We start from the raw sequence: 14,131 nt of genomic DNA on the forward strand, positions 1-14,131 counted from the left end.
GAGATACGTAGTGTTAGGACAGTCGCCTTTCTTATTGAATCATTAGAAGAAATAGGCAATTAGCGAGGTTGATCTAAAGCAAACTGGTATAATACATGCGCAAAAAAATAAACCTCGGAAGGTTCTCCGGGGCTTATTGGGATTGGACAACAGGTGGGAGTCACGGCGCGGCCTTCTATATAAGGAGGTGATTGACGCCTTGAGCGCCTTCGGTGGGTTTGTGCTATTAGATGAAGCAAATGCGCGCCGTGATGCACACCTCGTTGTTCTGGGGGCACTTGAATTTTCCCCATTTAATGCAATGGAATAGAGGATACTGTATCTTTTTTGCTTATCCCGCCAATAGGATTTCCTTTCAGAATTCCACTAAACGAGGTTCGATTCAAAAACAAAGTTCTAAACGGGCGTATTTAACAAGTTGCATGTATGTATGTATGTAAGTGAAGTTTTTCAGAAAATGGATGGATAGCGCTTTGACGAGTCATCTGTAATCTTAGTTGATAAGAGATACAGAATCTCATCGGTTCTTCTTAACAAGCGGTTTACGTTTTTTTTCTTCATTTTAGATATCCATTCTCTTTCCTTTGGAGAAGCCAAATATTGAACCGTTCCGATAAAAATGACCACCTCCAACGCGGGAGAAGCTTCCGTATGCAGGAGATGCAGAAGATCCTCCATCGAGAAGGAGCTCTTGGGAAAAGGTTTGCTGTTTTTCTTGGTGTATAATGCTTTAAGCATGGAGTCAAGGGCCCGCTCGCAGAGGATCAGGCTGGGTAGAGATTGGTTATGATCATAGAAAATCATGGCAAGTTGGATATGGTATTGAGATAACTTATGGAACCGGGAGAGGTGTAATGATGTCTGAAATTTTGGAATTAGTTGGTGCACGAATTAGAGATCTAAGAAAAGCAAAGGGATACTCCCAAGAGGCGTTAGCCGAATTGTCTGGTTTTAATCCTAGTTATATAGGATTTATAGAACGTGCGGAGAGAAATATTTCTTTAAGGAATTTGGAGAAAATCGCCAAAGCACTGGACATTGGGGTGTACCAACTTTTTACATATGAAAAAGAGAAAGAACAACTTTTCGACGACGATATCATCATTCAGGAAATCGTGTTCATGCTGAGAGAACGTGGGCCAAAAGATGCCAGAATGCTAAGAAATATTATGCTTGAAATCTTCAATCCATCGTAGCCACAAAACCTGCACAAAGAGCTAACGCGGATTTGCTTTTCAGCGACCAGGTTTCAATAAATGCGTGACCATCAATATTTTAATATACACCGATTGCCCTTCAGCAGAGTTGTACTCCGTAACTAAAGGGCAATCGGAAATTGAATAGGTGGAGCAGATCATCAATTCGTTCTCGATCTGTCTTAATTCTATGGATAGAGCGACAAGAGCATTCTGCGGTCCCATATGTTTATTCCATTTTTTCCATATACGTTAAGGTTATGACTCAAGTAAAAGACACAAAAAAGGGAACAGCCCGCTAACGACTGTTCCCCGATGCCCTTCTCCATGTGATCAAGCTAGTTTGATCACCTTTCCATCTTATTAAAAAACTCTCAAGTTTTCTTTATACTCAGCTTTGATGGTATGGCCACCCTTCGGGAAAACGTCTGAAGGGCCGCCGGGATTAATAATATTTCCTATGATAACAAGCCACAAGGTATTCGTTAACGATCCGGTTGTAACATTGTTCCTCCCTCTCGTTCTTCTGCTATATCCGTTAACCCGAGATCCGAATTCTTCGCACCGCTCCCCATCAGGCTCGCCAGGGTCCAATAAAGGTCCGCTTCCTTCAGATTTCCGGCAGACGCGTACAATATTCCGAGTTCCCGGCAAGTCACATAAGTTCCGAATCCGGCTTCAGAGGAATATTCCTCCGGAGCTGGTCCGAGGCTCAGCGCCTGCTGCAAGCAATCAACGGCCTTGTCCGTTTGCCCCAAAGCCTTCCATCCAGCCGCTTTGAGATGATACAGATCCGTGAAGTCTGGAAACAAAGCCGTACTTTCCTCGCTATACTGCACCATGTCACGAAAACGACCCATCGTTTCCAATGTAATCAGCCGGTTTTTATGGGCAGTGGACAACATCGTCTTCGAAAAACCGGTCGGAGCCGACAGCACGGAATTAAAACAGCGGAGGGCACCCTCCAATTCATTGAGCCGGTAAAGCTCCACCCCTAGGTAATAGTGATACTGCCGATAGTTCGGATATTCCTGGATAGATTGAAGCAGCAACGATATATTTCGTCTGAGTTTGTCCTGCCGCACCATATTGGGGACGAGATTGCCATAATGATGGACATGGATATCGACCTGCCCGATGGCCATGCCGGGGTTGGCCTTCAGCATACTTGGCAGAATCTGTTCATGTACTCTTCCTTCAAACCGGTATTCCGGCCGGTTCCTCACCATGCGTTGGAGACAGTTATGTTCCACCACCCCGGCTTTCATATGGTGGATAAAATAAAATTGCAACCCTTCGACACACTGCTCCTGGATCGCATCCCGGGTCAGCAGTTCTTTGAGTTTGCCGGCTTCAGCCACATCCATCACTTCATCGGCATCCAGCCAGAGAATCCAGTCCCCTGTCGCTTCCTCCAAACCCCGGTTGCGGGCAGCCGAGAAACTGTCCCCCCATGGCATCTGAATCACGTTGGCCCCGAACGCCTTCGCAATCGCTACGGTATCATCCGTTGACCCGGTATCCACAATAATGATTTCATCTACCATGCGCATGACACTGCCGAGACATTTCGGAAGATATTCTGCCTCATTCCTGACTATCATGCACAACGAGATACTTGGTTGATCCATAACTCCCCCTTCTCCCCAACCTCTGCCCCCTCCAGGGCCATATCCGTCTGAAGGGGGGAGAGTTCTTGAGCCGCGTACCGATTCTCGCAACCGCTCTTATACTATCTTGACAATCCTAAGGTTGGAATTGTCCAAGCTTACGCTACGACCCGTAGGATTAGTTTGTATGTGCAGTCGGAGCGTACCAGGCACAGCTCCGGTAGTTATAATCGTGGAGTTAGCGAAAGTCGTTTCCGTTGGAGGTGGATTATCGAAAGTATCCACGTTAGATAGGCTGCTGTTAATCGTTGTACCGTTTAAAACGAGTACCGATCCATAGTCTGTATTAGTTTGCAGTAAAGTCGCCGTAAGAACGTAATCCACCATGTATTGTTGATTAGGAGCCAGAACGAAATCTGTGGGCACAGGATGCTGGATGGCCGTACCATTAATATTGTCAAACGTAAAAGGTATTGCCTGCCCATCTACAATAGTTATACCAGCCCCATAACCATCGAAGGCAACAAGATTGTTCGCCAACGCGTTCGGACCCGTAGGGCCTGTAAGGCCCGTCGCCCCAGTTACGCCCGTTGCCCCGGTTGCTCCTGTTGCTCCCGTGGCTCCTGTCGCTCCTGTTGCTCCTGTGGCACCTGTTGCTCCTGTGGCTCCTGTGGCTCCAGTGGCTCCTGTTGCTCCTGTGGCACCTGTTGCTCCCGTGGCTCCCGTTGCTCCTGTCGCTCCTGTTGCTCCTGTTGCTCCTGTTGCTCCTGTTGCTCCTGTTGGTCCCGTTGCTCCTGTCGCTCCTGTTGCTCCCGTTGCTCCTGTCGCTCCTGTTGCTCCGGTGTTACCTGTCGGACCGGTGGCTCCTGTTGCTCCCGTTGCTCCTGTGGCTCCCGTTGCTCCGGTGTTACCTGTCGGACCGGTGGCTCCTGTTGCTCCCGTTGCTCCTGTGGCTCCCGTTGCTCCGGTGTTACCTGTCGGACCGGTGGCTCCTGTTGCTCCCGTTGCTCCTGTGGCTCCTGTTGCTCCCGTTGCTCCTGTGTTACCTGTCGGACCGGTGGCTCCTGTTGCTCCTGTGGCTCCCGTTGCTCCGGTGTTACCTGTCGGACCGGTGGCTCCTGTTGCTCCTGTGGCTCCCGTTGCTCCTGTTGCTCCCGTTACGCCTACTCCGGTGGCTCCTGTTGCTCCTGTGGCTCCCGTTGCTCCTGTTGCTCCCGTTACGCCTACTCCGGTGGCTCCTGTTGCTCCCGTGGCTCCCGTTACGCCTACTCCTGTTGGACCTGTCGGGCCGGTTACTCCCGGATCGCCGGTTGCTCCGGTCGCTCCTGCCGATCCCGTTGCACCGGTTGCTCCTACTCCTGTTGGACCTGTTGGGCCGGTTACTCCCGGATCGCCGGTTGCTCCAGTCGCTCCTGCCGATCCCGTTGCACCGGTTGCACCTACTCCCGTTGGACCTGTCGGGCCGGTTGCTCCGTTGTTACCTGTCGCTCCCGTTGCACCTACTCCTGTTGGACCTGTTGGGCCGGTAACACCTATCCCCGTTGCACCTGCTGGACCAGTTGCACCTGCCGGGCCAGTTGCTCCTGCTGAGCCTGTCGCACCTGCTGGGCCAGTTGCACCTGCTGAGCCTGTCGCACCTGCTGGGCCTGTCGCACCTGCTGGGCCAGTTGCACCTGCTGAGCCTGTCGCACCTGCTGGGCCAGTTGCACCTGCTGGGCCAGTTGCACCTGCTGAGCCTGTCGCACCTGCTGGGCCTGTCGCACCTGCTGGGCCAGTTGCTCCTGCTGGACCGGTTGCACCTGCCGGGCCAGTTGCACCTGCCGGGCCTGTCGCACCTGCTGGGCCAGTTGCACCTGCTGGGCCGGTTGCACCTGCTGGGCCGGTTGCGCCTGGTGCTCCTCCAGATGGTCCTGTTGGGCCGGTTGGGCCCTGAAGCGTAGTCGCCGCCAAAACGGTTTCCAGCTTGTTGTTGAGTATCCATTCTTTTTTCATTGTTTCCTGCAGGGTTTTACGAATGCTTTCATTTACGTTCAGCAGATCACTTATCGTTGCAATCGGTGCCGTCACACCAGGCAAGGTCCCCAGTACATATTGAAGCTTCTCACCTTCAGCGTTCAAGATATGACTAAGCCCCAGCTCCTCCATCGCTATGGAAGAAATAATTAAGGATATCGCATCTTCTCTTGTGATCGTGATTGTTGGTGTAATATTAGGCAAATTGGATTGAGACAATCAAAATCTCTCCTCTCGTTTGGGTTAATCCAATCTATTGCCTCTGGGGCTTTGTAGTGCCAGGACACCAGCCCATTTCATCAAACCGAGCGAAAAGATAGGCGCATGCCTAGCAACATTAATTTGTTCGTTATTAAATTGGATTTTTTAGAAAAAAAATCTATTCTATTGAAGAAATACGCTTTCCAATAATGTCATAGATAGTAACCCAAAGAGGCGGGGAGCGGCTATACACAAACAAAAAGGACGATAAGGGATATAAACCCTTTACCGTCCTTTTAGATAAAGTCTACCCATGCAATGCTTTGTGAAGTACCTCTTAACGCAGCGGGATGGTTAGCCGCCGTCACCCGAGGAGCCCCGTAGGGCCCATCGGAAGGTCGCTCGCGTGGATCAGACAGTGGCTCCCGTCGCTCCTGTGTCGCCCGTGGCTCCCGTTGCTCCTGTGTCACCCGTGGCTCCCGTTGCTCCTGTGTCACCCGTAGCTCCCGTTGCTCCTGTGTCGCCCGTGGCTCCCGTTGCTCCTGTGTCACCCGTGGCTCCCGTTGCTCCTGTGTCACCCGTAGCTCCCGTTGCTCCTGTGTCACCCGTAGCTCCCGTTGCCCCTGTGTCGCCTGTTGCTCCCGTTGCTCCAGTGTCGCCTGTTGCTCCCGTTGCTCCAGTGTCGCCTGTTGCTCCCGTTGCTCCAGTGTCGCCTGTTGCTCCCGTTGCTCCAGTGTCGCCTGTTGCTCCCGTCGCTCCAGTGTCGCCTGTTGCTCCCGTTGCTCCAGTGTCGCCTGTTGCTCCCGTCGCTCCAGTGTCGCCTGTTGCTCCCGTCGCTCCAGTGTCGCCCGTAGCTCCCGTTGCGCTTGTGGCTCCTGTCGCCCCCGTTGCGCTTGTGGCTCCTGTCGCTCCTGTTGCGCTTGTGGCTCCTGTTGCCCCCGTGGCGCTTGTGGCTCCTGTCGCTCCCGTGGCGCTAGTCGCTCCCGTGGCTCCCGTCGCGCTTGTGGCTCCTGTCGCTCCTGTTGCGCTAGTCGCTCCTGTCGCTCCCGTTGCGCTTGTGGCTCCGGTTGCTCCCGTTGCGCTTGTGGCTCCTGTCGCTCCTGTTGCGCTTGTGGCTCCGGTTGCTCCCGTTGCGCTTGTGGCTCCGGTTGCCCCCGTGGCGCTTGTGGCTCCGGTTGCTCCCGTTGCACTTGTGGCTCCGGTTGCTCCCGTTGCACTTGTGGCTCCGGTTGCTCCCGTTGCACTTGTGGCTCCGGTTGCTCCTGTTGCGCTTGTGGCTCCTGTCGCTCCCGTTGCGCTTGTGGCTCCTGTCGCTCCTGTTGCGCTAGTCGCTCCTGTCGCTCCTGTCGCTCCCGTTGCACTAGTGGCTCCTGTCGCTCCTGTTGCGCTTGTGGCTCCTGTTGCCCCCGTGGCGCTTGTGGCCCCTGTCGCTCCCGTGGCGCTTGTGGCTCCTGTCGCTCCCGTTGCGCTTGTGGCTCCCGTGGCTCCCGTTGCGCTTGTGGCTCCGGTTGCTCCTGTTGCACTAGTGGCTCCTGTCGCTCCCGTTGCGCTAGTCGCTCCCGTGGCTCCCGTCGCGCTAGTCGCTCCTGTCGCTCCTGTTGCGCTAGTCGCTCCTGTGGCTCCTGTTGCGCTAGTCGCTCCTGTCGCTCCCGTTGCGCTAGTCGCTCCCGTTGCGCTAGTCGCTCCTGTGGCTCCTGTTGCGCTAGTCGCTCCTGTCGCTCCCGTTGCACTAGTGGCTCCGGTTGCTCCCGTTGCACTAGTGGCTCCTGTCGCTCCCGTTGCGCTTGTGGCTCCGGTTGCTCCCGTTGCGCTTGTGGCTCCGGTTGCTCCCGTTGCGCTTGTGGCTCCTGTCGCTCCGGTAGCACCAGTGTCGCCCGTGGCTCCTCCGGTAGCACCAGTGTCACCCGTAGCTCCGGTATCTCCTGTTGCTCCCGTCGCTCCAGTGTCACCCGTAGCTCCAGTGTCGCCCGTAGCTCCCGTTGCGCCTGTTGCTCCGGTTGCTCCGGTTGCTCCAGTAGCACCCGTAGCTCCGGTATCTCCTGTTGCTCCAGTAGCACCAGTGTCACCCGTAGCCCCGGTATCTCCTGTGGCTCCCGTTGCACCTGTTGCTCCCGTCGCTCCAGTGTCGCCCGTGGCTCCGGTTGCACCTGTTGCTCCCGTTGCCCCAGTGTCGCCTGTGGCTCCGGTTGCACCTGTTGCTCCCGTTGCCCCAGTGTCGCCTGTGGCTCCGGTTGCACCTGTGGCTCCCGTTGCCCCAGTGTCGCCTGTGGCTCCGGTTGCACCTGTGGCTCCCGTTGCCCCAGTGTCGCCCGTAGCTCCCGTTGCGCCTGTGGCTCCCGTCGCCCCAGTGTCGCCCGTGGCTCCCGTTGCGCCTGTGGCTCCCGTTGCTCCAGTGTCGCCCGTGGCTCCAGTTGCGCCTGTGGCTCCCGTCGCCCCAGTGTCGCCCGTGGCTCCAGTTGCGCCTGTGGCTCCCGTCGCGCCAGTGTCGCCTGTAGCTCCGGTATCACCTGTGGCTCCCGTCGCGCCAGTGTCGCCTGTAGCTCCGGTTGCACCTGTGGCTCCCGTCGCGCCAGTGTCGCCCGTAACTCCGGTCGCTCCGGTGACTCCTGTCGATCCAGTGAAGCCTGTGGCTCCGGTTGCGCTTGTGGCTCCGGTCGCACCTGTTGCTCCAGTAGCACCTGTTGCTCCGGTTGCACCTGTCGCTCCGGTTGCGCTTGTGGCTCCAGTAGCACCTGTTGCTCCGGTTGCACCTGTCGCTCCGGTTGCGCTTGTGGCTCCAGTTGCACCTGTCGCTCCGGTTGCACCTGTTGCTCCGGTTGCACCTGAACCTGTCGCTCCGCTTGCTCCTGTCGCTCCTGTGGCTCCGGTTGCCCCGGTGGCGCCGGTTGCTCCTGAGCCCGTTGCCCCGCTAGCTCCTGTCGCCCCTGTCGCTCCAGTTGCGCCTGCTGCCCCTGAACCTGTTGGGCCTGTCGGACCTGTCGGGCCTACGACTCTCAAGCTGTTAATGAAATCCTGCGTCGTTCCTGTGTTACCAAGGGTGAGCCAGATTTCATATGCCGATAGACCGGCTGCGCCGGTGGGTCCTGGTGCCCCTCCGGATGGGCCGGTTACGCCTGTTGCCCCTGTCGGTCCTTGAAGTGTCGGTGCCGCCAACACGGATTCCAGCTTGTTGCTGAGCACCCAGTCTTTCTTCATTGTTTCTGCAAGAGTCTTCCGTACACTTTCATTCACAGCCAACAGATCACTGATCGTTGCGATCGGTGCTGTTGCGCCAGGCAAAGTGCCCAATACGTATTGCAGCTTCTCCCCTTCGGCATTAAGTATGTGGCTGAGCCCCAACTCTTCCATAGCTATGGATGAAATAATTAAAGATATTGCATCTTCTCTGGTTATGGTGATAGAGGGTGTAATGTTAGGTAAATTCGCTTGAGACAAGGATTTCACTCCCTTACATTTTGGATAGTGTACTCTATGCGGGGGCCCATCAATAAGTGTCTTAGCAGACTATTTTTCTGTAATATCCATTTACATTAGCAAAATTATATTATGTTAAAAAAAATAGAGGATTTCTCCAATTAAATTGAAGAAATCCTCTATGCCTTCCCAGCTCGTTCATTCCGCGCTGCGAATCCCCTCCAGCAGCTCCTGATAATAGGGCTCATCCTTGTAATACTCTGTGAACACCTCTTCGAAGCCGGCTGTATTCTCCGGGGCAAAATGACGACGGTTCCAATGATACGCCGGCATCAGGAAGCTTCGCATCAGCCGCTCCTTATCCCGCTTGATCGCTTCCTCACTCAGCCCTCTGCCCTCAAAATGCCCCAAGATGTCCAGATAGCCCCGGACAAAAACCTCACCCATATTATAGTCGTTCGGCGGATTGCCCGCATAGGTGAACATGGAGGAGTTGATAATGGCATACTTCGGATTGATATCACATAGGATGGCGAATTGTAAATAGAACTGATTGAGTGAGGAGTCGATAAAGCGCGTCTTATCCTCAAGCCTATGCCAATCCTCGCGCCGCAGAATCATGGCTGTCATGAAGGTGGCGGCATAGCTGATCTGTCCCAGATACGACTCGGCACCCTCACCGCCGATAATCCTGCCGTCTCCGTTCAGGACATTAATATGGATCACTCCGCAATCGGAGTGCAGTTGGATTGCGGATAGCAATGGCGAAATGGTGCCCGGAACAAAATAATCGTCGTCTCCCTGCAGCTTGATGAACGATCCACGCGCCCCATCCAGCACCTTCAATACGTTGCGGTCCGCCCCCAGGTTCGTATCATTGCGGGAATAGCGCAAGTTGGAGTACTTCTCCAAATACCGCTGCACCACGTCAGGTGTCCCATCGGTTGAGGCGTTATCTGATACATCCACCTGGATAAACGGAGTTTCTCCGATCTGGGAGAAGATCGACAGCAGGCATTGATCCAAGTTAGCTGCGCGGTTATAGGTAGGGATACAGATCGACAGGAGGGGATGGTTGCTGCGCTGCTCCAGCAGCTTCTTCGCCTCCTCTTCATCGGCGGCAAAGGCCCAATTGTTGAGATGCGGCATGAAGACCTTAATGACTCTGGCCGGACTGCCCAGCACCTCACAGTAATCGGGGACATCCTGGAGCACCACACTGTTCGGCCGGATGATGCAGCCTCTGCCTATACGTAGATTGCCTTCCACGACGGCTCCGCTATCGACGAGCGTGCCTTCGCCGATGATCAGCTCGCCCGCTGCTCGTTCCTTGTACCCCATTTGCAGCGGGTCATCGCCCACCTCATACGGAATTTTGTCCGTGATGTACACGTTCTTGCCGATCATGACTTTACTCTCCAGCTTCACGGAATTGGAAGCGTCAATGGTCAGACCGGGGCCGATTCTGCAGCCGTCTCCAATCGAGAGCACCGGCGGTGAAGCCTCGTCTATGCCGACGCCGGGCTGCACGTTGATCCAATGAGGAGCGGGGAGCACGACCTGGCGGCCTACGGATATATAGTCCGTTCCTTCCACAACCCCGCCGGGGTGCACGTAAGAGCCTTCTCCAAGCTGCTTGAAGCCTGGTTGTATACTCACATATATTCCTCCTTCAGCGTTTACTAGTAAACGCGATGTTCAATAAAAAAGTGATTTTTGCCAGAGGCAAAATATCTTTCTATTGCGGACCATAAGACTGCTGGATAGCGCATGAACCAGACTGCAGTCAGCATGCTTATGTATAGGGGGGCTCCAGATTGGGCGTGTAAGGAGGCAGAAAGATGAGCGTTAAGCGCGGATTTTTACGCAGATAGGGTTCCAAATCGTTCACATGCTCCAATCGGTGATAGCTCATCACAATGAACAGAGCTCCCTGGGGATGATCACGTAATGCATCCTTCAGGAAACGGATGCCATCCAGAAAGCTCAGCTTCCCTTGATGCTTGAATACGTTCCAACTGTCCGATTCCTCAAGATACCAGCCATGCTGCAGGAGATGATAAGGGAGGACTAAGGATTGATCTTCGTACAGGACGCGGCTGTTTTTGATGCTTTTGATCCTCCTCTTGAGCTCGGGATACAGCACTCTTGTATAACGTATATCCGTGGTCGGATCGGCGGAAGCCAGCATATAATTCGCTTTGGTAAACTGGAAGCCCAAACGCAAAATAAGCTTGCTTATGCCCCGTTTGCTAAAGGACTGGCCGTACTCTCTCATAATCCACTGCTTCATGAGATTGATGCTCCATGAATAGTGATCGCCTAGCCCCACATCCAGCGGACGCTTGTGTATTAGCACATCCTTCAGTCTGGCCTCCTGCGGGGGGCTAAGCTTGCGGGAAAGCCTATCATAGTAGGCTGCATCCAGCCCTGCAATTCCATCGCGTTGGTAAATATTAATATAGCTCCTGATCGTCTGTCTTGTACGTCCCAGCGACCTAGCTATGGACGTGAAAGTGTTGCCCTCAAGATAAAGCTTGACAGCCTCATAGCGCTCGTGGAGCCGATGATGATCCGTATCCCTCATCGCTTTGATCAATGCTTGCAGTTCATTCTCTTGGTGATCCACGTTGTCGACAACCTTCCGCTGCATAAATAGGTCTATCCCTGGGTCAGGGGCCGTCTTGTTACTTGAAGGAAATGCGAAGATTCGGAGAACATACAATCCCTTTCTCGTTCTCGTACTCGTTCCGTCTGGCACTCCCCTCACCGGGTGCAATTCTTCGCTCCGGGGGAGATGAGGACAGCTTCTGTGAATGGACTGTATTCTTGTCGTCCTTGCGATACAGCTTGACACTCTTGGCGCTGACCTGAACAGGCAGCTTGGATGGCTCCTTCTTCGACTTCAACGGCTGCTTGGCCTTGGGGCTCGTCGGGTCGCCGGCGTGCTCGGATCGGGCCGGGAGGATCAAGGGAGGAGCCGACGGCTTGTTGATGACAGGCTGGACCACAACCCGTATGGACTCGCTCGCGGCAAGCGTGGACAGGGTGTCAGCCGGATTGACTGTCTGAGCGGCGGTGTGAACATTCGCCTGAACGGTTGCTTGAACGGCTGTCTGATCAGCTACGGCATCGACGGCTGCGGCTTCTGCCTGAGCGGCTATCGAATCGATGGTGGCTGTATCGATGGCCGGACCGGCTACAGCATCGATGGCCGCAGCGGCTACCGGCTCGCTCATCGGATCGTCTGCCAGCTCGACTACCGGAGGGGAAGTCTGATCCTGATCGATGACTGGATCTTCTGTCTGCCCCTCTAGCTGCTCTTCTAACGGATCTTCCTGCTGGTCTTCCTGCGGCTCTTCCAATAGCTCTTCTGTCTGATCGCATGCTGGCTCGCTCGCGGCGGATTGGGATTGGACCGGGACATCGAGCTGTGTGTTGACAAGCTCGTCAAGCGCAGCCTCCAGCCATTCGCCTACAGGCTCGCTGATTCCGACGACCACACCCGCCAAGGCAAGATCGCTTAACGGCTCCCACATGGCCGGCAGCACCGGGCCAGCCAGAGACTCGGCAGGAGGAGCCTGGCTGGGCATCGAGCTGAACGTTACCCCTATGATCTGGGTGATCAGGTCATCGAGCTGCTCCATTTTATTGTTAACCACGATGTCTGCCTTGGCACATTCCAGCATTTCCGCGGTTGCAACCGATAGGTGGCTGACCGCCTGAAGGAATTCAGTCGGCCAACCGGCACAGCTTCCTTCCAGATCCTTGATGCGGCTCAGTGTCTGCTGAGACGCATCCAGAATCGCTTCCTTCTCAAATTCCGCTATAGGGTGCCATTTCTCAAAAGTCCCCATCGCCATCCCCCTCGCTCAGAATACGACGGCTCATCTCCACCATGCGGATCAGCAGCTTCTGCTTCTCCACCAACGCTTCGACCACACGGGCTGTCGATTGCTGAAAATCATTGATGTGCTGATTGGTCGGCATGGTGGGGAAGTCTCCGGCGGCGCCCGTAAAGGCCTTGATTTTGTTCGCCTCCGCCTCGATGAGGTAGGATATGGAGGTCTGTTCCATCGCTACGGAGGTCAGAATATCCTTCATTACCTCTCGGCTGGAGCGCTTGCTGCCGCTCTTCACTTTGTCCCCGATGAACTTAAGCTGATTCTCCAGCCCGGCTTCGGGTCTCCCCTTGCTGCTGCTGGTGTTGAACAGCTCCATTTCCTCCTGCGCAATGCTGCTCAGAAGCTCTTCCTGACTGACGTCCTCCTGCTCTCCTTCCTTCATGGAGTTAGCAGATAACTCCGGGTCCCGTTTGGTCATAGATTTCAACTCCCTACTCTACCCATACTGTTTCATCCTACCGGTTTCATGAAGGTGTGCAGCCATCAAAGCCTGGAGTTCCCCCCGATCCATAGGCAATTTATCATTCCAGAAATATGTAAGCTCATGGAACGTGGCGTCCTCTCCCAAGCGTCGGATCAGCGCCTCTAATGGAGGCTTGAAGGTACTTAAGTAAGACAGGGATTCAACAAAGGCCCCGAGGGAGGCATCATCCTGCTCCAATTTATCCAGACATAAGCCTTTGTAATAAGCGGCCTGATAACTGCCGGCCCCCTTGCGAATCAGGTATTTACCGAATGACGGCTCTCCCAGCTCCAGACAGCGGTTGAAGTGGTGCAGCGCTTCTTCATACATTTTCTTCTTATAATGAACAATACCGGAATAAAACTGGAGATCGACATAATCGGGATACATCCGGAGCGCCAGCTTGAGGCCATGCTCAATCTCTTCGGAGCTGACTTCATCCAGCACCACCGAGTACTTTAGCTTATAGACGATATACGGCGGAAGCAGCTTCTCATCCAGATAATGCTGGACGGCGATATTCAACTGGTTGAAGCCGGGACGATACATCTGCAGACGGTAATATTCGCAGGCCAGGTGGTACGCATACCATTGGCCGCGGATGCCGAGCGTCAAGGACTGTCTGCTCAGATGGTCCAGCTCACGCAGCACGTTCGTCTTGTTCTTGAGCGGGTTCTTCTCCAGCCTGTGGTCATGAATTTTCACCGGGAATATACCGACACGCTCCTGATCCCGCGTTTTGCCCTTCAATTGGTTGTAATTCAACAGCTCCTGGTATTCGGTAAAATACTGAAAACGGAAATGTCTGCGGAACAATCGCGGGGCAGCCATGTCAAGGATGCGTATGCGCCCGTTCCCTGTCATGCCATACTGCAGCACGTTCAGGAATATGAGATCGTATTGGTTCTGGTACAGCAGGTCACGGACCCGGTAACGATCGATCTCATCAAGCTGTTCATCCTCATGCATCCATAGAACCCAATCTCCGGTCGCCTGACTCAGGGCGAAGTTGCCCGCTTCCTGGTAGCTTCCCTCATCATAGAAATCAAACACCTTAGCGTCATAGGACTGCGCAAGCTTCGGAATGCGCTCCGTAGGCTCCATGTTCACGATAATCATCTCGTCGACCAGCCCATATGCGCTCTCCAGACAACGTCTGAGCTGCGCATCACTTCCCGTAGCGACCATGCAAAGTGACAATCGATTCATTTACGTTCACTCCCTGTATCCGAGTACCTGTCTTGATCCAACACGAAATGAATATTCTTCTGACACATACCTATGCGGCAGACAAGGGAGTTATAACCGAAAAAAAGACTATTGAGGAGT

General features: G+C 54.3%; 9 protein-coding genes. 1 reads left to right on the top strand and 8 read right to left on the bottom strand.

Going from position 1 to position 14,131, the window contains the following annotated elements; all coding sequences use genetic code 11:
• The first annotated feature begins 857 nt into the window (after nucleotides 1-857).
• The gene (locus OIN60_RS22015) at nucleotides 858-1,196 is read left to right on the top strand and encodes a helix-turn-helix domain-containing protein (RefSeq protein WP_305757109.1); all 339 of its coding nucleotides are present in this window, start codon (nucleotides 858-860) and stop codon (nucleotides 1,194-1,196) included.
• A 485-nt stretch (nucleotides 1,197-1,681) separates the two neighbouring features.
• Here the strand turns inward: OIN60_RS22015 and OIN60_RS22020 are convergent, their stop codons facing one another.
• From OIN60_RS22020 to OIN60_RS22055, 8 genes are all read right to left on the bottom strand, one after another.
• Complete coding sequence (locus OIN60_RS22020; protein ID WP_305757017.1) at nucleotides 1,682-2,827, bottom strand: glycosyltransferase family 2 protein; 1,146 nt, start codon at nucleotides 2,825-2,827, stop codon at nucleotides 1,682-1,684.
• Between the two features lie 96 nt (nucleotides 2,828-2,923).
• Nucleotides 2,924-5,038, bottom strand: coding sequence for an alpha-helical endospore appendage domain-containing protein (locus OIN60_RS22025; protein WP_305757018.1), 2,115 nt, complete (start codon nucleotides 5,036-5,038; stop codon nucleotides 2,924-2,926).
• 393 nt (nucleotides 5,039-5,431) lie between these two features.
• On the bottom strand, nucleotides 5,432-8,455 hold the full coding sequence (locus tag OIN60_RS22030; protein ID WP_305757019.1) for an alpha-helical endospore appendage domain-containing protein: 3,024 nt from the start codon (nucleotides 8,453-8,455) through the stop codon (nucleotides 5,432-5,434).
• Nucleotides 8,456-8,632: 177 nt separating this feature from the next.
• Complete coding sequence (locus tag OIN60_RS22035; protein WP_305757020.1) at nucleotides 8,633-10,093, bottom strand: glycosyltransferase; 1,461 nt, start codon at nucleotides 10,091-10,093, stop codon at nucleotides 8,633-8,635.
• A gap of 136 nt (nucleotides 10,094-10,229) precedes the next feature.
• Complete coding sequence (locus OIN60_RS22040; protein ID WP_305757021.1) at nucleotides 10,230-11,087, bottom strand: helix-turn-helix domain-containing protein; 858 nt, start codon at nucleotides 11,085-11,087, stop codon at nucleotides 10,230-10,232.
• 34 nt (nucleotides 11,088-11,121) lie between these two features.
• Nucleotides 11,122-12,291 carry a hypothetical protein gene (locus OIN60_RS22045; RefSeq protein ID WP_305757022.1) on the bottom strand — a complete coding sequence of 390 codons (1,170 nt, stop codon included), beginning with the start codon at nucleotides 12,289-12,291 and terminating at the stop codon, nucleotides 11,122-11,124.
• Nucleotides 12,278-12,757, bottom strand: a complete 480-nt coding sequence (locus OIN60_RS22050; protein ID WP_305757023.1) for an alpha-helical endospore appendage domain-containing protein — start codon at nucleotides 12,755-12,757, stop codon at nucleotides 12,278-12,280. The genes OIN60_RS22045 and OIN60_RS22050 overlap by 14 nt, the downstream gene beginning before the upstream one ends.
• An 18-nt stretch (nucleotides 12,758-12,775) precedes the next feature.
• Nucleotides 12,776-14,011, bottom strand: coding sequence for a glycosyltransferase (locus tag OIN60_RS22055; RefSeq protein WP_305757024.1), 1,236 nt, complete (start codon nucleotides 14,009-14,011; stop codon nucleotides 12,776-12,778).
• Nucleotides 14,012-14,131: the final 120 nt, after the last annotated feature.

The sequence above is a fragment of the Paenibacillus zeirhizosphaerae genome (assembly GCF_030705605.1).
In the GTDB taxonomy this organism is placed as follows: Bacteria; Bacillota; Bacilli; order Paenibacillales; family Paenibacillaceae; genus Paenibacillus; species Paenibacillus zeirhizosphaerae.